Origin of the sequence: Brevibacterium sp. FME17, assembly GCF_014897515.1 — a bacterium.
In the GTDB taxonomy this organism is placed as follows: domain Bacteria; phylum Actinomycetota; class Actinomycetes; order Actinomycetales; family Brevibacteriaceae; genus Brevibacterium.
Window position 1 is genome coordinate 127,607 of sequence record NZ_JABUYD010000007.1, and the last position, 20,431, is coordinate 148,037.

The 20,431-nt window shown below is 63.1% G+C and carries 17 protein-coding genes and 2 tRNA genes; 10 read left to right on the forward strand and 9 right to left on the reverse strand.

From position 1 onward, the window contains the following. Positions 1–12 precede the first annotated feature (12 nt). Complete coding sequence (leuC, locus tag INT40_RS08835; protein WP_101571320.1) at positions 13–1,503, reverse strand: 3-isopropylmalate dehydratase large subunit; 1,491 nt, start codon at positions 1,501–1,503, stop codon at positions 13–15. A 196-nt stretch (positions 1,504–1,699) separates the two neighbouring features. On the opposite strand from leuC, the gene INT40_RS08840 reads away from it, so the two are divergent. The 8 genes from INT40_RS08840 to INT40_RS08875 all read left to right on the forward strand — a co-directional run bounded on the left by INT40_RS08840 (position 1,700) and on the right by INT40_RS08875 (position 10,223). Then, complete coding sequence (locus tag INT40_RS08840; protein WP_101571322.1) at positions 1,700–2,416, forward strand: IclR family transcriptional regulator; 717 nt, start codon at positions 1,700–1,702, stop codon at positions 2,414–2,416. Positions 2,417–2,426: 10 nt separating this feature from the next. Beyond that, the gene (locus tag INT40_RS08845) at positions 2,427–3,200 is read left to right on the forward strand and encodes a DeoR/GlpR family DNA-binding transcription regulator (protein WP_193071748.1); all 774 of its coding nucleotides are present in this window, start codon (positions 2,427–2,429) and stop codon (positions 3,198–3,200) included. A gap of 145 nt (positions 3,201–3,345) precedes the next feature. Continuing rightward, complete coding sequence (locus tag INT40_RS08850) at positions 3,346–4,434, forward strand: ABC transporter substrate-binding protein (RefSeq protein ID WP_193071749.1); 1,089 nt, start codon at positions 3,346–3,348, stop codon at positions 4,432–4,434. 1 nt (position 4,435) lies between these two features. After that, on the forward strand, positions 4,436–6,010 hold the full coding sequence (locus tag INT40_RS08855) for a sugar ABC transporter ATP-binding protein (RefSeq protein ID WP_319021964.1): 1,575 nt from the start codon (positions 4,436–4,438) through the stop codon (positions 6,008–6,010). Next, positions 6,007–6,975: an ABC transporter permease gene (locus INT40_RS08860; protein WP_193071751.1), complete on the forward strand. Its 969-nt coding sequence runs from the start codon at positions 6,007–6,009 to the stop codon at positions 6,973–6,975. The genes INT40_RS08855 and INT40_RS08860 overlap by 4 nt, the downstream gene beginning before the upstream one ends. Further along, positions 6,972–8,105 carry an ABC transporter permease gene (locus tag INT40_RS08865; protein ID WP_193071752.1) on the forward strand — a complete coding sequence of 378 codons (1,134 nt, stop codon included), beginning with the start codon at positions 6,972–6,974 and terminating at the stop codon, positions 8,103–8,105. The genes INT40_RS08860 and INT40_RS08865 overlap by 4 nt, the downstream gene beginning before the upstream one ends. A 115-nt stretch (positions 8,106–8,220) precedes the next feature. After that, entirely contained in the window at positions 8,221–9,918 is a 1,698-nt protein-coding gene (locus tag INT40_RS08870) for a sodium:solute symporter family protein (RefSeq protein ID WP_101571327.1), read from the forward strand. A 17-nt stretch (positions 9,919–9,935) separates the two neighbouring features. Then, entirely contained in the window at positions 9,936–10,223 is a 288-nt protein-coding gene (locus INT40_RS08875) for a hypothetical protein (protein ID WP_180958943.1), read from the forward strand. A gap of 107 nt (positions 10,224–10,330) precedes the next feature. Here INT40_RS08875 and galK read toward each other — a convergent pair whose 3' ends face one another. After that, positions 10,331–11,569, reverse strand: coding sequence for a galactokinase (galK, locus tag INT40_RS08880; RefSeq protein ID WP_101571331.1), 1,239 nt, complete (start codon positions 11,567–11,569; stop codon positions 10,331–10,333). Next, on the reverse strand, positions 11,566–12,765 hold the full coding sequence (gene galT / locus INT40_RS08885) for a galactose-1-phosphate uridylyltransferase (RefSeq protein ID WP_101571333.1): 1,200 nt from the start codon (positions 12,763–12,765) through the stop codon (positions 11,566–11,568). Before galT ends, galK begins: the two co-directional genes overlap by 4 nt. Positions 12,766–12,945: 180 nt before the next feature. Here galT and INT40_RS08890 point away from each other — a divergent pair, with 180 nt between their 5' ends. Both INT40_RS08890 and INT40_RS08895 read left to right on the forward strand, forming a co-directional pair. Then, positions 12,946–13,887, forward strand: a complete 942-nt coding sequence (locus tag INT40_RS08890; protein ID WP_101571335.1) for an aldose 1-epimerase family protein — start codon at positions 12,946–12,948, stop codon at positions 13,885–13,887. Positions 13,888–13,959: 72 nt separating this feature from the next. Next, positions 13,960–14,871: a DUF4282 domain-containing protein gene (locus INT40_RS08895; protein ID WP_101571337.1), complete on the forward strand. Its 912-nt coding sequence runs from the start codon at positions 13,960–13,962 to the stop codon at positions 14,869–14,871. A 461-nt stretch (positions 14,872–15,332) separates the two neighbouring features. On the opposite strand, the gene INT40_RS08900 is transcribed toward INT40_RS08895, so the two are convergent. The 6 genes from INT40_RS08900 to INT40_RS08925 all read right to left on the reverse strand — a co-directional run bounded on the left by INT40_RS08900 (position 15,333) and on the right by INT40_RS08925 (position 20,406). Then, positions 15,333–16,052: a hypothetical protein gene (locus INT40_RS08900; protein ID WP_101575106.1), complete on the reverse strand. Its 720-nt coding sequence runs from the start codon at positions 16,050–16,052 to the stop codon at positions 15,333–15,335. 318 nt (positions 16,053–16,370) lie between these two features. Further along, positions 16,371–16,443, reverse strand: a tRNA-Glu gene (locus INT40_RS08905). Between the two features lie 37 nt (positions 16,444–16,480). Next, a tRNA-Gln gene (locus INT40_RS08910) sits at positions 16,481–16,552 on the reverse strand. A gap of 199 nt (positions 16,553–16,751) precedes the next feature. Further along, positions 16,752–18,041 carry an alpha/beta fold hydrolase gene (locus tag INT40_RS08915; RefSeq protein ID WP_101574278.1) on the reverse strand — a complete coding sequence of 430 codons (1,290 nt, stop codon included), beginning with the start codon at positions 18,039–18,041 and terminating at the stop codon, positions 16,752–16,754. 2 nt (positions 18,042–18,043) lie between these two features. Continuing rightward, positions 18,044–19,456 carry a glutamate--tRNA ligase gene (gltX, locus tag INT40_RS08920; RefSeq protein ID WP_226831013.1) on the reverse strand — a complete coding sequence of 471 codons (1,413 nt, stop codon included), beginning with the start codon at positions 19,454–19,456 and terminating at the stop codon, positions 18,044–18,046. A gap of 143 nt (positions 19,457–19,599) precedes the next feature. Then, positions 19,600–20,406, reverse strand: a complete 807-nt coding sequence (locus INT40_RS08925) for a fumarylacetoacetate hydrolase family protein (protein ID WP_101574276.1) — start codon at positions 20,404–20,406, stop codon at positions 19,600–19,602. Positions 20,407–20,431 lie beyond the last annotated feature (25 nt).

Genomic DNA, 20,431 nt, shown 5'->3' on the forward strand with positions numbered 1-20,431 from the left:
AGTCGTCAGTCCTTAAACGTTCGCCGAGGTGGGGGTGGGTGTCAGTGTCAAGGTGGGCTTATCGTCCGTCCACGCCACCGGCTCGGCGTCGCGTGGGAGATCCTTGACGTCACCGGGTGAGGACAGGGTCCCGCGCACGGCGGTGGCGGCGGCCACGAGCGGGGACACGAGGTGGGTGCGCCCGCCCTTGCCCTGACGGCCCTCGAAGTTGCGGTTCGAGGTCGAGGCGCACCGTTCACCGTCGGCCAGCTGGTCAGGGTTCATGCCCAGGCACATCGAGCAGCCGGCGAAGCGCCACTCACCTCCGAAGTCCTTGAAGATCTTGTCGAGGCCCTCGTCCTCGGCCTGCAGGCGGACCTTCGCGGAGCCTGGAACGACCATGAAGCGGACGTTCTCGGCCTTCTTCCGGCCCCGAACCACCTCGGCGGCGGCTCGCAGGTCCTCGATGCGTGAGTTCGTGCACGAACCGAGGAACACGGTGTCGACTTCGATCTCACGCAGCGGGGTGCCCGGCGTCAGACCCATGTAGGCCAGTGCGTTGGCGGCCGAGGCCTTGTCGTTCTCGTCGGCGAAGTCATCCGGTGAGGGCACGGAGGCAGACAGCGGCAGTCCCTGTCCGGGGTTGGTTCCCCAGGTCACGAACGGTTCGATGTCCTTGGCTTCGAGGACGACCTCGTGGTCGAAGGTGGCGCCCTCGTCGGTGTACAGGGTCTTCCAGTACTCGACCGCTGCGTCCCAGTCTTCACCCTCGGGTGCGTGCGGGCGACCCTTGACGTAGTCGAAGGTGGTCTCGTCGGGGGCGACCATGCCGGCGCGGGCTCCGGCCTCGATCGACATGTTGCAGATGGTCATCCGTGCTTCCATCGACAGCGCCCGGATCGCCGAGCCACGGTACTCGAGCACATAGCCCTGACCGCCGCCGGTGCCGATCTTCGCGATGATGGCGAGGATGATGTCCTTGGCGCTCGAGCCTTCGGGCAGTTCGCCGTCGACGGTGATCGACATCGTCTTGAAGGCCTTGAGGCTCAGCGTCTGGGTGGCGAGCACATGCTCGACCTCGGAGGTGCCGATGCCCAGTGCGAGAGCACCGAAGGCGCCGTGGGTGGAGGTGTGCGAGTCGCCGCAGACGACGGTGGTGCCCGGCTGGGTCAGGCCCAGCTGGGGGCCGACGACGTGGACGATTCCCTGATCAGCATCGCCGAGGCTGTGCAGCCGGATCCCGAATTCCTTCGTGTTCTGCCGCAGAGTTTCGATCTGTGTGGCGGAGGTGGGTTCGGCGATGGGTTTGTCGATGTCCCAGGTCGGAGTGTTGTGATCCTCCGTGGCGATCGTCAGGTCGGGGCGGCGCACGGGGCGCCCGGCGAGTCGGAGTCCGTCGAATGCCTGCGGGCTGGTGACCTCGTGGACGAGGTGGAGATCGATGTAGATGAGGTCGGGCGCACCGTCTTCGCCCAGGGATACGACGTGGTCGGCCCAGACCTTCTCGGCCAAAGTGCGTGGCATGATTCCTCCCGCGGGTACAGGGATTGCCTGTACATGCTTACTGCTGTGATGGCCCGTATTCGGGCGCGAGTGACATTCGATATGGTGACTCGAGGAGGGCCCAATGGGGTCTCAACGAGTGTGTACAGGAAACTTACTCGCCCGTATCGCATTTCGAACTTGCATCTCGCCCACTGAGACGCGCACAATAGTGTCTATGACAAGCAATGGTAGCGGCGTCGGAGTCATCGACAAGGCCGCAATGGTTCTCTCCGCCCTTGAGGCCGGACCCGCATCACTGGCCGAGCTGGTCTCATTGACTGGACTCGCCCGACCCACTGCCCACCGACTCGCCGTTGCGCTCGAATTCCATCGCATCGTCGGTCGTGATCTCCAGGGTCGCTTCGTCCTCGGTCCACGTCTGGCCGAACTCTCTTCTGCTGCCGGCGAGGACCGCCTGCTTGCCGCGGCCGGACCCGTCCTTGGCCAGCTGCGCGACCAGACCGGCGAGTCCGCTCAGCTCTTCCGCCGCCAGGGCGACCTGCGCCTGTGCGTGGCCGCCGCCGAACGTCCCGTGGGTCTGCGCGACTCGGTGCCGATCGGCGCCACACTGAGCATGCGCGCCGGCTCTGCCGCTCAGGTCCTCCTGGCCTGGGAAGAGCCCGACCGTCTGCACACGGGCCTGCGCGGTGCCCGCTTCTCTGCAACCATGCTCTCCGGTGTCCGTCGCCGAGGCTGGGCCCAGTCCATCGCAGAACGCGAGCGGGGCGTCGCCTCCGTCTCAGCCCCAGTCCGCGGGCCCAGCAACCGCGTCGTGGCCGCGGTGTCGATCTCCGGACCCGTGGATCGCCTGACACGTCAGCCCGGACGCCTGCACGCGAAGTCCATCATCGACGCGGCCCGGACCCTGAGCGAAGCCCTCATCAGGGGCTGAGGACGCCGCCATGATCGCCGCCCAGAGACGCAACGTGATCATCGAGACGATCGAACGAGATGGTGCGGTCTCCATCTCCGCCCTCTCGGACCTGCTGAGCACCTCAGCGGTGACCATTCGGCGTGATCTCGATCAGCTCGCCGATGAAGGACGCCTGACTCGCACCCATGGAGGTGCGGTCCTCTTCTCCAGTGCGCGCGAGTCCACGTATGCGGAGAAGCTCGAACAGGCGCTGGCAGAGAAGACCGCAATAGCCCGTGCCGCAGCGAAGCATGTGCGCAACGGCGACGTTGTGGCACTGGGCCCCGGCACCACCACCGAGCTGCTAGCCGAGGAGCTCAAAGAACGCTCCGGCATCCGCATCGTGACCAACTCCCTCCTCGTCGCCGAGGCGATGGTCTCCTCCCCCGACATCGAAGTCATCGTCGTCGGCGGAATCCTGCGACATTCGATCCGCGCCTTCGTGGGCGGCGGAACTGTCTCGCAGCTCCTCGGGCTGAGGGCCGACACCGTCTTCCTCTCAGGCAATGGCCTGGCCGCGGACTTCGGTCTCTCCACACCTGCTTTTCCTGTGGCCGACACCGACCGGGCCATGGCGGCCGGGGCTGGGAAGGTGGTCGCGCTCGTCGACCACACGAAGGTGGGTCTGCGATCCTCAGTGCTCACGGTTCCGACTGAGGAGATCGACCAGTTGATCACGGACTCCGGCAGCGACGGCTCCGAGCTGGATGCGCTGCGCACCGCCGGCGTCGATGTCGAGGTCACGACCACCTCGGCGAGCTGACCGAGGACCTGCGCCGGGCGAGCCGGAGCATCTCGACCTCTCGATCTGATGACGATCCGGTGTCACTTCTTGATTGTTTTGTTGTGATTCTGATAACTTCTGATCAATCGCGGCGATGGCGCCGTGCTGGACAGAAGAGGTACATATGAAAACCGCACCATCGCGTTCAGTCATCCAGGCCACTGCATTCCGAGTGTCCGCAGTCGCGGCAGCAGGGGCCCTCCTGCTGTCCGGCTGCACGAACGAAGGGTCGACGTCCGAGCCGACGAGCAGCGGCGAGGCCGCACAGGCAGCCGACAGCGCAGGTTCTTCGGGCCCCACCTGCACTATGGACGACTACGGAGTCGACAAAATCGACCTCAATGGGGCCAAGATCGGCTTCTCCCAGTCCGAACCGGACTCTGCGAGCTTCAGAGCTGCAGAGACGAAGTCGCTCAAAGACGCAGCCAAAGAGGCGGGATCAGATCTCGTCGTCACCAATGCCAACAATGAACTGCCCAAGCAGATCAGCGACATCGAGAATCTGCTCAGCCAGGACATCAAGGCACTGGTCATCGCCCCGGTCAACTCCGACGGTCTGGACTCTGCCCTCAAGGCGGCCAAAGAGAAGAAGGTTCCTGTGGTCACCATCGACCGCAAGGTGACCAACAAATCCTGCGATAACTACCTCACGTTCATCGGCTCGGACTTCGTCAAACAGGGCGAGCGCGCCGCTGATGCCCTTGCGAAGGCCACAGACGAAAAGGCCAAGGTCGCGGTTCTGCTCGGACCCTCGGGCAACAACGTCACCGATGGTCGCCAGAAGGGCTTCAAGGACCAGGTCAAGGCCGAGTATCCCGACATCGAGATCGTCGCGGAGCAGACGGCCAATGCCTCACGGTCGGAGGGCCAGGAAGTCACGGCTCAGCTGCTCCAGTCTGACCCCGACATCGACGCCGTCTACGCTTTCAACGACGAAGAGGGCCTGGGCGCGATGGCTGCGATCCAGGAAGCGGGCAAGACACCGGGTGACGAGGTCAAGATCGTGTCCATCGACGGCACGAAGAATGCGGTAGAGGCCATCGTCGACGGCAAATACAACGCGGTCATCGAATCCAACCCTCGGTTCGGTCCGCTGGTGTTCGACACCCTCACGAAGTTCTACGACGGTGAGAAGATCCCTGAGGACATCATCATCAAGGACGGCGAATACACCCCCGACAATGCGCAGCAGCAGGTCGGACAGGCATTCTGACGTGGCGGAGCCCGGATCTCTCTCGGCCGAGGCTCAGCCGGTACCGGCAGCCCAGCCTGTGCTGTCTGCGCGTGGACTGAACAAGTCCTTCTCCGGTGTGCATGTGCTGCGCGATGTCGACTTCGTGCTCGGCCCCGGGACCATCCACACGATTGTGGGTGAGAACGGGGCTGGGAAGTCGACCCTGATCAAATCGCTGACCGGGGTCTATCAGGCGGATTCCGGCAGCATCGAGCTTGCCGGGACCCCGGTGTCGTTCAATCATCCGTCTCAGGCTCAGGACGCGGGGATCTCGACCGTTTACCAGGAGGTCAACCTCGTCCCGCTGCTCACGGTCGCGCGCAACATCTTCCTCGGCCGTGAGCCTCGCACACGCCTGGGACTCATCGACCTCAAAGCGCTGAACTCGCGTGCCGCCGAGGTGGTGTCCGGCCTGGGCATCGACGTCGACGTGACCGCCGAGCTGGGTGCGCTGGGGTTGGGAGTCCAGCAGATGATCGCGCTGGCGCGGGCCGTGACTACTGAGGCGAAGGTTATCATCATGGACGAGCCGACCTCCTCACTCGAACGGCGCGAGGTCGACGTCCTCTTCGGAGTCGCACGTCGGCTCCGGGATCAGGGTGCCGGGATCGTCTTCGTCTCCCACCGTCTCGACGAGCTGTGGGAGATCTGCGACGAGGTCACGATCCTCCGCGATGGTGAGGTCGTCCACACCGGAGCGATGGCTGACCTTGATCGCCGATCCCTCATCTCGGCCATGCTAGGCCGCGACATCGCCGAGCACGGAGTGACATCGTTTGCTGAGGATTCTCCCTCCTCTGCAGACGACGACTCCCCCACCGCCGAGGTGGTGCTCGAGGCGATCGGGCTCAATGCTCCGGGACGTCTGCACGACGTGGATGTCGAGGTTAGGGCCGGCGAGATCATCGGCCTGGCCGGACTACTGGGGTCAGGGCGCAGCGAAACCGTCAAGGCGATCTACGGCGCCCTCGACACGAGCGCCGGTTCGATCGCCGTCAAGGGTGCATCCATTCGACGACAATCAGTGCCTGCGGCGCTGAAGGCAGGCATCGCCCTGCTCTCCGAAGACCGCAAATCCGAAGGCATCGTGCCCGAGCTCTCCGTCCGCGACAACATCGTCCTCGGCATCCTGCCCCGGGTGTCCACCGCCGGGGTGCTCTCGCGGCAGACGATCGACGAACTCGTCGACACCTACATCGACCGTCTGGGAATCAAGGTGGCTTCGCCCAGGCAGCTCGTTTCGGAGCTCTCGGGAGGCAACCAGCAGAAGGTCCTCATCGCCAGATGGCTGGCCACCCAACCGTCGGTATTCCTCCTCGACGAGCCCACCCGCGGTATAGATGTCGGAGCCAAGCAGGAGGTCCAGGCACTCATCGACGAACTCGCCGATCGAGGGATGGCCGTCGTCCTCATCTCCTCGGAGACCGAGGAACTCGTGGCCGGATCCGAATCCGTCATCGTGCTGCGTGACGGTGAGATCAGCGAGATACTTACCGGCGATGAGGTCGACAACACGCGACTCCTGCAGTCCCTGGTCTCGGGAGGTCAGGAATGATGAGTGCCGCAGCCACCACCTCGGCGCCGTTGAAGCGCTCGACCTCGGTGCGCACGTGGATCGCCGCCTACGGTGTCTATCTCGCTCTTGCCCTGCTCGTCGTCGTCAACGTCATCATCACCCCGCACTTCCTCACCGTGTCCAACCTGCGCCTGCAGCTGATCCAGACCGCGCCGGTACTCATCGTCGCCCTGGGGATGGCGATGGTCATCGGCACGAAGGGCATCGATCTCTCCGTCGGCAGCGTCATGGCCCTGTCGGCCGCGGTCATGCCGCTCTACATCGGGTATGGGACGATGCCGGCGATCATCGTCGGCATCGTCGCCGGTGGGCTCAGTGGATTGATGATCGGCCTCCTCGTCTCCCATTTCGGGCTCCAACCGATCGTCGCCACCCTCGCCGTCCTCATCGGCGGACGGGGTTTGGCCAATGTCATCGGCGGTGAGATCAAGAATCTCTCCGATCCCGGCCTCGCGGTCCTGGGCACCGGCTCCTTGTTGGGCGTGCCCTATTCGGTGCTCAGCGCGATCGTGTTCGTCATCGTGGTCGGCTTCCTCATGCGCCGGACCTCGTTCGGGGTCATGATCGAGGCGATCGGCGGCAACAAACGTGCAGCTGAGCTCGCCGGCATTCGGATCAAGTCGGTACTCGTCACCGTCTATGTCCTCTCCGGCCTGCTCGCGGCCTTCGCCGGGATTCTCGTCGCCGCCCGGTCACAGGCCAGCGACCCGCGCACCTTAGGTCTGCTCATGGAGCTCTCCGCCATCGCAGCCGTGGTCATCGGCGGAACGTCGCTGAACGGCGGCCGCGTCAGAGTCCTCGGCACCGTCGGAGGCGCACTGCTCATGCAGCTCATCGTCTCCACCTTGGTCTCCCACAATGTTGCGGACTCAATCTCGCAGATGGTCCAGGCCGTCGTGATCGTCGTCGCGGTCGCACTCCAAGTCGGAAGGAGGAGAACATGACGAACCAGGATCCCGTCGATGTGGTCTCGGCCAACCAGACCAATCGCTCACGCATCGAGATGCTGGCCAGACTCACCCAGCGCAACGGCGCCCTGGCCATTCTGCTCGGACTCGTGGTGATCACGTCAATCGCGTTTCCGTCATTCGCCTCGGCGGGGAATCTGTCTCAGATCGCCCTGCAGTCCGCGTTCCTCGCCCCCCTGGCCCTGGGGCTGACCTTCGTCATCTTCACCGGCGGAATCGATCTGTCCGTCGGATCGGTCTTCGCCCTCGGCGGCGTGCTTGCGGCTTGGGCCTCGCAGTACGGGTTCCTGGCCGCGGTGCTCCTCCCTCTCATCGTGTGCACACTCATCGGGCTCATCCAAGGGGCCATCATCGCCGGGACGTCGATCCCGGCGTTCATCGTCACCCTGGCCGGGCTGCTGTTCGCCCGGGGGCTGCTGCTGGCGCTGACCCAGGAGGGCTCTGAAACGTACAAGGTGCCCGCCGAGGCGGCGTTCCTCCAGCTCAGCCGCGGCTCGTTTCTGGGATTGGGCTATCCGGTCTGGATCGTCGTGGTCCTCTTCGCCATCGGCGTCCTCGTCCTGCATCGGACCTCTTACGGCTCCACCCTGCTGGCGATCGGAGGTCAGCCGGATGCCGCTCGGCTGATGGGTCTGCCCGTGCTGCGCTCGACACTCATCGTCTATGCGGTCAGCGGCACGATGGCGGGTCTGGCCGGCGCTTTGACGGCCTCCTACACGGCCTCCGGTGTCACGACTCTGGGAGTGGGCCTTGAGCTCACCGCCATCGCCGCGGTGGTCTTGGGTGGGACCCTGCTCACCGGCGGTGCCGGCACGGTCGTGGGTTCGCTGGTGGGCGTCACGCTGCTGCAGGTAGTCGCCAATCTCATCAACCGCCTCGGGCTGACGAATTCGAACTGGCAGGCCATCGTCAACGGCGCCGTCCTCCTCGTCGTCGCGGTCGCACAGGTCCTCCTCTCCCGGGTCCAGGCGAAGGAGCGTGAGCGCAGACGCGGAGGTGAGACCGACGGAGCCGACGGCGAAGGTACTGGCGTAGGCGAAGTCGTGGGCGCCTCCGACACGCCGAGTTCGGAGGGAGAATCCCCGCTCACAGGCGAGCGATCATAATCAATCAAAACTTTTCATGTTCGATCACTGGAGATCAGCCGATCTGTCCTCTAGAGTATCCGCTTGAGGTGGCTTTGATCACAAGGAGCCATTCACCGAAGACGTTGGAGGACCTGTGGAAGACATCCGTCTGGACGCCCAGTGGATCGACTATGTGCTGATAGCGATCTATTTCATATTCGTTCTCGGTATCGGCTGGTTCGCCAAGCGCGGTATTTCCTCGAGCATCGAATTCCTGCTCTCAGGGAGAAGCCTGCCGGCGTGGGTGACGGCATTGGCCTTCGTCTCAGCCAACCTCGGCGCCGTGGAGATCATGGGCATGTCGGCGACGGGTGCCCAGTACGGTATGCCGACGATGCACTATTTCTGGATCGGCGCCGTCCCGGCGATGCTCTTCCTCGGCGTCGTCATGATGCCCTTCTACTACGGTTCGAAGGTTCGGTCCGTTCCCGAATTCATGCGCAGGCGTTTCGGCACCGGAGCCCACCTGGTCAACGCGCTGTCCTTCGCCGTCGCTCAGATCCTCATCGCTGGCGTCAATCTCTTCCTGCTCGGCACCATCGTCAATCGCCTTCTCGGATGGCCTCTGTGGATCGCCCTTGTCGTCGCCGCAGCCATCGTCCTGTCCTACATCACGCTCGGTGGGCTGACGGCAGCGATCTACAACGAGGTGCTCCAGTTCTTCGTCATCGTCGCGGCTCTGCTGCCGCTGACGATCATCGGCCTCAACCGTGTGGGAGGCTGGGATGGACTCGTGGCGAAGATCAGCAACGACGGCATGCTCGGCGCAGAGCAGCTGAGCAGCTGGCCGGGTGAACAGCTCTCCGGATTCTCCAACCCTGTGCTCTCGGTGGTCGGAATCGTCTTCGGCCTGGGCTTCGTGCTCTCCTTCGGCTACTGGACGACGAACTTCGTCGAGGTCCAGCGGGCCATGGCTTCGAAGAGCATCAACGCCGCACGACTGACCCCGATCCTCGGCGCCTTCCCGAAGATGTTCATCCCGTTCATCGTCATCATCCCCGGAATGATCGCCGCAGTGCTCGTGACGCAGCTGACCAAGTTCAAGCAGATCGCGAGCAGCGTCGACGAGGTGACCGCTCAGGCCCAAACCGGCGTGACCTATAACGATGCGCTCCTGCTGCTCATGCGCGAGGTTCTGCCCAATGGGCTCCTCGGCGTGGCAATCGCCGGCCTGCTCGCCGCGTTCATGGCGGGAATGGCCGCCAACATCTCCGCGTTCAACACTGTCTTCAGCTACGACCTGTGGCAGCAGTACGTCGTCAAGGACCGAGACGACGATTACTACCTCAAGGTCGGCCGCTATGCCACAGTCGGTGCCTGCATCGTTGCGATCTTCACGGCTCTCATCGCCGGGAACTTCTCCAACCTCATGGACTACCTGCAGACCTTGTTCGGTTTCTTCAATGCGCCGCTGTTCGCCACGTTCATCCTCGGCATGTTCTGGAAGCGCATGAGCGCGACCGCCGGTTGGGTCGGCTTGGTCGGCGGTACCCTCTCGGCCGTCGCCGTCTTTATCCTCAGTGAGACCGGAGTATTCGACCTGCCAGGTCAGGGCGCAGCATTCCTCGCCGCCAGCACGGCCTTCGTTGTCGACATCGTACTCTCCGTGATCGTCACCTACAGGACCGCGCCGAAGCCCGCGCATGAACTTCGAGGACTCGTCTATTCGGAGACGCCGAAGACCGACTTCGAGGACTTGAACGAGCCGAAGCCCCCGATCTGGAAACGTCCGGTGCCAGTCGCAGGGCTTGCACTGGTCATCGTCATCATCCTCAACATCACCTTCGGCTAAAGGAACAAGTGAGACTAGTGAGCAATTCGAACGAACTGACTAAGACCGCTGGTGCATTCGACATCCGCAACTTCATCGGCGTGCTGCTGGGAATCTTCGGGGTCATCCTCACGATCGTCGGCATCGTCGGCTTCACCCCAGACGAAGCGGAACGGACAGGCGGAATCGACGCGAACCTCTGGACGGGAATCGGCCTGGTTCTCACCGCAGTGCTGTTTCTCGTCTGGGCCAAGCTGCGCCCGATTCGCATCATCGACACAGACTCGGCTGAGGACACGGCCGGGACCGGCGACACGGTCGCCTAGTTTGGCCGTGGAGCCTGGGCTGCGGTGCCCAACTTCGCTGTGGTGTGACCGTGGAGCCTAGATTGGCTGCGGTGCCTCAAGAAAGCGGCAAGTAGGCACCGGCCGCATCAGTCGATTCTGCGGGCGCCTTTTCCGGCGCTGACGGTGAAGACATCGGGTGCGCGATATCCGTGTTCGGCGAACGCAGCCATGACGGTCTCACCTATCTGGTCGGCGCCTGCAACGTCGACGAGAGCGATCGCAGATCCACCGAAGCCGCCACCGATCATTCGTGCCCCGATCGCACCGGCCGACATGGCCGCCGCAACGGCGACATCGAGTTCGGTACACGAGACCTCATAGTCATGGGCGAGCGAGTTGTGGGAGGCAAGCAGGAGTTCGCCGATTCCGCGGATGCTGCGGCCTTCTCCCCCGTGCCCTTCTAAGAGTTCAACGGTGTCGAGAACCCGGGCGTTCTCACTGAAGACGTGCCGTAATCGCCGCCGCTGCTCCTCGGTGAGCGGAGCGAGGTCGACCGCCTCGTCGAGTTCACGCAGACTCGCGGCACCGAGGATCGCAGCGGCTTCCTCACACGTATGCCGGCGGTCACCGTAGCCGCTTTCGCTGTGCGAGTGGGACACCCGGGTATCGATGACAAGCAGCCGCAGCTCTTCGGCGTCGAGATCAAAGGGGATCTGTCGAGTTCGCAGGTCCCGACAGTCGAGGAAGAGCGCATGTCCGGCCTCGGTCATCACGGAGGCCGCTTGGTCGACGATTCCGGTGGGAGCGCCGACGAAGTCGTTCTCGGCGCGCTGGGTGAGCAGCACCTTCTCCCGGTCATCGAGGCCGAGACCGTAGACGTCGTCGAGGGCAATGAGGACCGCCACCTCGAGCGCATGAGAGGAGGACAGCCCGGCCCCCACCGGGACTGTCGATTCGATGTAGAGGTCGATGCCGCCAACTGTCGTGCCCGTCGTCTTGGCGATCTCGTCGACGACTCCCGCCGGATGGCTGAGCCACCCACGCAGAGTTCCGGGAACGAGCTCCTCGGCGGCGAACTGGCCCGTGAGTCGCTCGCCTCGCTCATCCCGATGATCGGAGACGATCCGGATGCTCTCTTCGCACCGAGGCGGTGTCGCGCTACCAGCATCGTGGCTGCTGTAGTGCGTCTGAGATCGCCGTCCGATGGCCACGTATACGGCTCTGTCAATGGCGATAGGCAGGACGAACCCGTTGTTGTAATCGGTGTGTTCCCCGATGAGATTGACGCGTCCGGGAGCACGAAAGCAGCCGAGCGGCGAATAGCCGAAGAGTGCTTCGAACTCGCTGCGCAAGTGTGTTTCCGTCGGAGCCGTGGCCGTGCTCATCGGCGACCGTCCTCGTGTGCAGGAGTCGCGGTACGTTGCCGCTGGTCAGGTATCGCGGCACGCAGCCGCGCCGCAGTCTCTTCGGCGGAGACGTCGCCGACGAAGGCCCCCATAGCCGCTTCGGACCCGGCGAGGAACTTCAACTTGTTCTCTGCCCGCCTGGGGCTCGTGATCTCCAGATGCATCCACTCTGCGCCGCGATCCTCACAGTTGACCGGTGCCTGGTGCCACGCTGCGATATAAGGAGTGGGCGTCGGATAGAGCCCGTCGATCCTTCCCAGCACCTCGGGATAGATGCGAGCGAGGTCGTCGCGTTCGGCCTCGTCGAGTTCGTCGATGCTCAGCACCTGCCGATGCGGAACGATGTGGACTTCGACCGGCCATCGAGCCGCGTAGGGCACGAAGGCAGAGAAGTATGCGGATTCGAGAACCATCCGCTCACCCGAGCAGCGTTCGAAGGCGAGGATGTCGCCCATCAGCGGCCGGCCAGTCTCGCGGTGATGCTGCACCGCTCGGGCAGAGGTGAGAACGGTGTGCGGAGTGACAAACGGATAAGCATAGATCTGACCGTGGGGGTGATTCATCGTCACGCCGATCTCCTCACCGCGATTCTCGAACACGAAGACCTGCTCGATTCCTTCTTGGGTGGAAAGCTCGCTCGTCCGGTTCGCCCAGGCGTCGATGACCGTGCGTGCACGGGCCGGGTCAAGGTCGGCGAACGATCCGTTGTGCTCGGAAGAGAAAACGACGACTTCACAGCGACCATAGGCTGGAGCGGTCAATGCGGACGCTGAATCCGCCCAGGGTTCGGAGGCTGCGTCGGCTCCTGAGGCCGCCTCGGCGAAATCCTGACTCGGATCAGCACTCACCGCACCAAGTTCAGATCCCAGCGAAGGGAACCGATTCTCGAAGACCACGACTTCGTAGTCGGCGGCGGGGATCTCGGTAGGTCGTCCGGGCGAGGATGGGCAGAGCGGGCATTCTGCGGCGACGGGGAGATGCGTTCGCGACTGGCGATGCGTGGCAACAGCCACCCATTGGCCTGTGAGCAGATCGAAGCGCAGCTGTCCGCCTGTGGGACGAGGCTCGGCGGGGCGGTGGTCCTCGACAATCGGCGCCGACAGCGAATCGGCGTCCTGGAAGAACAGGATCTCTCTGCCGTCGGCGAGCTCGTCCCTACGGATCCGTGTGCTCAACGGACGCCCACGGACTCAACAACTCGACGGCGGGATTGAGAAAAGCAGCTCAGACCCATCAGACCTCCCAAAAGTGATCATTTTCGATCATAATGCTAACACTCGCCCGGGGGAGATCCCAGATCTCGCGTAGAATTCCGGTGCAGAGGAACTTTTGTCCACCTAACACGAAGGAGTCGCATGGCCGCCTTCATCGAACTCGCTCTCGGCGAGGACTCCGCGGTCATCTCCCAAACCGGGGCAGCACTTCTCGAATACACCGTCGGCGATCGTCCCGTGGTCCTCGGCATGAACGCCTTCGACGGGGCCGTGCTCGCCCCCTGGCCCAATCGCATCGCCGATGGCCGCTACGATTTCAGGGGACGCAGTCACCAGCTGCCGATCACAGAACCCTCCCGCCGAACCGCGCTCCACGGACTGGTGGCGAACACGGTCTGGGACGTGGCGGACCGTGACGAGACTTCGGTGGCTCTGAGAACCACGATCGAGCCCAGTCCCGGCTACCCCTTCGAGCTCACCCTGACTGTGACGTATACGCTTAGCGAGGACGCGGTCGCAATCGTCGCTCATGCCAGCAATTCAGGAACGCAGTCCGCACCGTTCGCCTTCGGGTTCCATCCTTGGATCCACCCCGGTGCCGCCACGGTCAACGAGGCTCAGCTGCTCACTCCGGCACAGACCTGGTTCGCTGTCGATGACCGACTCATCCCGATCGAGGAACGGCCCTTCAACTCCGGGACGTTCAACTCGAGGTCGTTCATCCCCACCGACCATGAACCCGATGAGGCCTCGTGCATCGTCTGCAAGGACTTCCGGGCGTTGCGTGTCATCCGGGACAGCGTCCTCGACGATGCGTTCGGTGCACCGCGCCGCGCAGCCGACGGATGGTCATATGCGCGACTCAGAGGAGCCGATGACCGAACCGTCGTCGTCGGCATGGATGAGAGCTTTCGAGCCTGGCAGGTCTGCACCGGCGACGAACTCGACCCGGCGCTGCGCCGCAGCGCCATTGCCATCGAACCCATGACCTGTCCGCCCAATGCCTTTGCCGCTGGAGTCGACCACGATGTCATCGAACCACAGGGTGAGCTCCGAGTGGAATGGAGCATCAGCCTGCGTTAAGAGTTCTGAGCGCAAAGTGATCTTGCCCTGATAAGTTGCATCTATCGACTTCAACCCGTGCGAAGGAAGATTATGTCAACACCACAGAACCCGTACTCCGGTTCGGATGCAGAGAACAATCAGAACATCCCGAGCGATCAGACCCGCCCGGACACCGGCCAGGCCAGCCCGGAGTTCAGTCAGCCGCAGGATCCAGCTGCTGGTGAACACCCTGTCGACGAAACGTCCGTCAACGAACCGTCCGTCGGCGAACCAACCGTCGGCGAACCAGCCGTCGACGGACAGTCCGATGCCACACAGTCACATGCTGGCACTGCCCAGTATGGCCAAGGCTCGCAGTTCAGTCAGGCCGGTCAATACGGCGGCCAGCAGAATCAGTTCGATCAGCAGAATCAGTTCGGCCAGCCGGACCAGTTCGGCCAAGGGGGTCAGTACAGCCCTCCGGAGCAATACGGTCAGGGCAGTCAAGGTGGTCAGTACAATCCGCAGGCTCAGTACGGCCAGTATGGGCAGCCAGCCCAGCAGGACCAGTATTATCAGGGCGCTGACTACGCAGCGCACAACCAGACCAATTACGCCGGTTCACAGCATGCTCCAGCGGGTGGTTTTCCACCGCCGGCAGCACAGCACAATGCCGGCGGCAACAGCGGCTTCTTCAAGTCGCTCTTCGACTTCCGCTTCGATAGCTTCATTGCCGTTCGCTGGGCGGGATTCATCTACATCATCGCCATCGTTGTGGCTGCGCTGTCCTGGCTGGCGTCCATCATCGGTGGACTCATCACCGGCGCAGCAGCAGGAGCCGCCACCAGCTATATGAGCAGCGGGCCGAGCTTCAGCCCGTGGCCACTGCTTCTGGCTATCATCTTCGGCTGGGTCGTTCCGGCGCTGTGGGTGATCTTCGTCCGTCTGGCCCTCGAACTCATCGTGGCTAACGTAAAGACTGCAGAGAACACGAAGAAGATCGCGGACTCCATCGGACGCTGAACAGCTTCGGTATTCGCTCTGAGTCCCAGGGATCGGCTTTGAAGTCGAGCTCTGAGACCCAGAGCGAGCTGCAGGTTATTACCCGGGCTATATAACCCGGAATGTATGTACGGAAAACGGGGTTATAGGCCAAAATGTGTGTATGGGTAGGGCGTGTTCGGCAGGCTAATCCTGATGGTTTCACCGTGATCGTCCGCCCCAACCTTTCTGGATACCGTTACCGTCTTCGACGCTGAACGAGGTCCCGTACAAAGACGTTGTCTCCGGGCGGCCGGCATCTGGTCTCGTGACTTTTCGAGTAGGTTTCCTGGTCCACGCAGCCGACGTGACAAAGTCCCACGGATCCCTCGCAGCTTCTGTCTGCAGATACAGCAGCCAGTCGACTCCCCGCCTGGCATGATCGGCCGGGAGGCCCCTGTGGAGTCGCAGGAACTCCTTGATAGCTCTGTTCGGCCCGCCCTCTAAAGGGTTGGTCGGCCTCGCGACCGTGATTCCTTCTTCCGCCAGGTCCAGCCAAACGAAGAGTTGCTCGTCACGGACGAGTCCGGCCAGGAGTCTCCACGCCCGCCTGGTCCGTAGGTGTGTGTGTACCACCAGGTCTGGCCCGGTCTGACGTGCGAGGGTCGAGGCGTGCCGGCGTGGGCACGAGTACGGTGTTTGAGGAAGGTCTGCCACCGCGCTTCCCATGCTGCGAACTCACCCATCCACGCGGCAGCCTGATCGTGAGTCTTGACCTTAGTGAGCATCGTGTAGATCGCGAGAAGTTCCTTGTTCGCAGGCAGATTCGGTCGCCGTGTGAGGTGCCTGTTTCCGCCCTGGCGGATATGGAAGTAACAGCGCTGGATACGCGTCGATGGCCACAGCCTCCTGATCGTCGTTATCAGGGGCCCGTTGCCGTCAACGACGGCGACGACGGGGGCCGGGATCCGTTCGATGAGCGCCGTCCATGATGCGGTCTTTTCCTGGTCACACCACTGCCAATCGATGACGTGTGTGCCGGTGTGGGCAATGAGGACGCACCATCCGTTGAAGTAGGTGCCATCGAGCATGATTTGGTCATGGATCTCGCCTGTTCGCGACAGGGTGGGGGCCACGTTCCAACACCACTGTGTGCGCCTGGCGAAGGTGCGTGTGCTGGTGGCGAAGTCGCCCCTGTCACGGGTACTCGTCAGCCAGGCCATGAAGCTGGCGAACTCGGCTCTTCTAGTGACATCAGCCCGGGTTTGAGACGTCGAGGCGCCGCAGTGCTTGCACCGCCACCTGGTCCGTCCAGCAGTGGTCTTGCCGTTCTTAACGAGCTTGTTCGCACATACACCACAGCGGGGATGATTCCTGGGATTGGACACTGAACATGCTTCCAGACCATGTTCAGCCCCGTCTTGGCCTACTGCCTACTGGGCAAAGTCCCTATGCTGTACACACAATCTGGCCTATAACCCGGAAAACGGCCGTGAATTAGAGCGAGCCCCACACCGATTCCTCGATGCGGGACTCAACCGTACCCCCGAGCAGGTTCGAACTGCCGTTTCCGCCTTGAGAGGGCAGCGTCCTAGGCCACTAGACGACGGGGGCCAATAAACAGCTCAGAGTCATACTCCTAAGCTGTTCGCTGGGGTACCAGGACTTGAACCTAGACTAAATGTACCAGAAACACTCGTGCTGCCAATTACACCATACCCCAATGTTATTCAGGCTCATTCCCTAAGGAATTTCCCTGAGCAACGAGATACAACTCTACACAAATCCCCCGCCAAGCTCCAAATCCGTGAAGCCCTTTTTCGGTGTGACCTTCTTAACATTGACTCCTGCGCGAACGATTTGACGCATGCGCTTCAGGATTTGTTCCCGCACGACCAAGTTCATTTCCTGCAGGACCAGGCTCAGTCCCGCGCCAGGGAGATGAGACGGTCAAGCACCCGGTATCCGTCGGCGCGCAGGCCGTTGTGCTCGTACTCATTCGTCACCCACGGCTTCACACCAGCAAGGAGGTCCGCCGTCGCCAGCGAGTAGTCCACAGGGACGTAGGCGTCCTCAAAGTACACCGCTGCCGCACCACGCACCTGTGAGGCCTGCAGTGCGTCAACGTCGTAGAGCCGGGGCCAATCGTGGCGTGCCACGAACTGTGCCACCTCGGCGAAGGGTGCAAGCTCCGGATCCTCGTTCAGTGACTCCGGTCCGGCATGTTCCCCCGCCAACAGGGTCGGATCGGCCTTGACATCGGCAGGCATAGCCCGCCGAGCCGCCCAGTCGGTGATGCCGCCGTCGGCCCAGCAGGATTCGTGAACTACCGCGTAGAGCGGGTTTCGTCCCGAGAACGGCAGTGCAGCAGCCAGATCATGCCGGAAGGCCGCCGAGGCAGGGTCCTGGTCCAGCAGATAGTGCAGTTTCTCGGGCCCGTCGGAGGCTCCGAGGAAGTGCCCGAGGAGACGGATGCGTTCCGTCGTCGCCCGTGCCCCACCGGGCAGTGCGATACCGCCCTCCGCCTCGGCGAGATCGATGAGACGGGCCAGCTTCTCACGGTCACGGGGAAACGCCTGGTAGAACTGCTCCGACTTCCGCTTCATGCCCTCCCACGTGGTGGCGTACACGGCGGCGGGATCCATTCCGATCGCGGGCAGTCCCCCGGTGAAGTAGACCTCGTTGAGCGACCCCGAGTGCGCCGAAACGTACCGCAGGGCGGTGAAGCCGCCGAACGACTGTCCTAGCAGCGACCAGGATTCGACACCCAGCCCCTGGCGCAGGATCTCAGCGTCCGCAACAATCGAATCGGCACGGTAGTGACTCAGCGCCGCTGCAATATCGGCGGCGTCTTCGCCGACTCCCTCGAGGCCGGTGATGCGTCCGTCAACGGAACCGATGGGACTCGATTTCCCGGTGCCCCGCTGGTCGAGCATGACGACCTGGAACTCTTCGAGTGCACGTGCCAGCCAAGTGGACTGGCCAACGGGAGTGGTGGGTCGGGGCGCTTCGACACCCGGCCCGCCCTGGAGGAACACGAGGTAGGGCTTGGTGCTGTCGGCCTCTGTCGCGGTGATTCGAGCGAAGACCTCGATGGTCCCCGGTGTCGCTGCGGACAGCCCCGCTCCACCACCGAAGTGGTCGAACGGGGCTTCGAAGGTCACATCGCGCAGATGCAGTCCCCGACGCGTCCAAGTCTGCTGGTTGAGCATCGTCACAGCTGGGCTGCCAGAGCCCGCAGACGGGTCAGCGACGAGTCTTTGCCGAGGATCTCCATCGACTCAAACAGTGGTGGGGAGACCTTGCGGCCGGACACGGCCACGCGCAGTGGACCGAAGGCCAGTCGAGGCTTGATCTCCATCTCGGTGACCAGTTTGGCCTGCAGCGTTTCGTGCAGCGTGTCCGTCGTCCAGTCTTCGACTCCTTCGAGAACCTCCATCGAAGCGGCGAGCACCTCGGGGGCCGAATCCTTCAGGGTCTTCAGCCCGTCCTCAGTCATGGTCAGTTCGGCATCGGGGGTGAACAGGAACGCCAACAGGTCGGGAGCCTCGCCGAGGAGGTTCATCCTCGTCTGCACGAGCGGAGCCGCCTGGTCAAGGATCTCCAGCTGAGCCTCCGATGGCTTCTCCGGGAGCACCTCGCCGGCCTGGAGATAGGGCACCAGACGGTCACGGAAGTCGCTGACATCGAGGAGCCGGATGTGGTCGGCGTTGATCGATGTCGCCTTCTTCACATCGAAGCGGGCGGGGTTGGGCAGGACATCATGGATGTCGAAGGCATCGACGAACTCCTTCACGCTGAACACGTCTTCGTCGGGTCCGATCGACCAGCCGAGCAGAGCCAGGTAGTTGATGATGCCTTCGGGGATGAAGCCGTTGTCGCGGTGGAGGAACAGGTTGGATTCCGGATCACGCTTGGACAGCTTCTTGTTGCCATCTCCCATCACGTAGGGCAGGTGACCGAACTCGGGAGTCGCTGCTGCGACTCCGATGTCCTTGAGCGCCTCGTAGAGCACAACCTGACGCGGGGTCGAGGACAGCAGATCCTCGCCACGCAGCACATGGGTGATGCCCATGAGAGCATCGTCGACGGGGTTGACCAGGGTGTAGAGCGGCTGCCCGTTGGCACGGACGACGACGTAGTCGGGGATGGTGCCGGCGCGGAAGGTGATCTCTCCGCGGACCAGGTCGGTGAACTTAACGTCATCGGCGGGCATGCGCACACGCCAGACGGGTTCGCGTCCCTCGGCCTTGAAACCAGCAATCTGCTCGGCGGTGAGGTCACGGTCATAGCCGTCGTAGCCGAGTTTGGGGTCACGACCCGCTGCCTTGTGCCTGGCCTCTACCTCTTCGTTGGTCGAATAGGACTCGTAGATGTGTCCGGCGGCCTTGAGCTTCTCGATCACGCCCGCGTAGATGTCGCCGCGCTGGGACTGGCGGTAGGGTCCGTCGGGTCCGCCCACGTCGATGCCTTCGTCCCATTCGAGGCCGAGCCACTTCATGGCCTCGAGGACCTGGCCGAAGCTCTCCTCGGTGTCACGGGCGGCGTCGGTGTCCTCGATGCGGAACACGAATTTTCCGCCGGTGTGCTTTGCATACGCCCAGTTGAACAGGGCGGTGCGGACCATGCCGACGTGCGGGGTGCCGGTGGGTGATGGGCAGAAACGAACTTTGACGCTCACTATGATCCTTCGGTCTCTTGGCTGCGAGTCTTGAGTGCTGCGAGTTGTGTAGCGGTGTGACGCGGTGCTGGTCGTGCGCGGTGCTGGTCTCAGGCGTCCATGACCATATTGGTGAGGACTCCGAGTCCGTCGATGGCGATGTCGACCCGGTTGCCGGACACGATCTGGCCCACGCCGGCGGGAGTGCCGGTGAGGATGACGTCACCGGGCAGCAGTGTGATGGTCTCCGACAGGTGCTCGATGAGCGTCGGGATGTCGAAGATGAAGTCTGCGGTGTTGCCGTCCTGCTTCAGCTCCCCATCGACCCATGAGCGGATGCCGAGATTATCGACGTCGAGTTCCGTTTCGATCCAGGGACCCAGCGGGCAGGAGGTGTCGAAGCCCTTCGCCCGTGACCACTGATTGTCAGACTTCTGAATGTCGCGCATGGTCACGTCGTTGCCGCTGGTGTAGCCGAGGACATGGTCGAAGGCGTTCTCGGCCTTCACACCCTTGGCGACGCGGCCGATGATGACGGCCAGTTCGGCCTCATAGGATACATATTCGCTGATGGCGGGAAGACGGATCGGATCGCCGGGCCCGATCACCGAGGTGTTGGGCTTGAAGAAGGTCAGCGGGCTGACGGGCACCTCATTGCCGAGCTCGGCGGCGTGGTCGGCGAAGTTGCGTCCGACGCCGATGACCTTCGACCGCGGCAGGATCGGGCTGACGAGACGAACGTCGTCGAATTTCAGCCTTTCGCCCGTTGACTGGGCCGGAGCGAAGAACGGGTCCTGGTCGAGAACGGCGAGGCTGAGGCCGGACGTGTCCCACGTGCCGTCCTCAATCTGCGGCACGTCGCCTTCGACGACTCCGTATTTGGGTTCATCCTGGTGCACAAATCTGGCAATACGCATGTGCCCCAGTCTAGTCAGTCGGCTG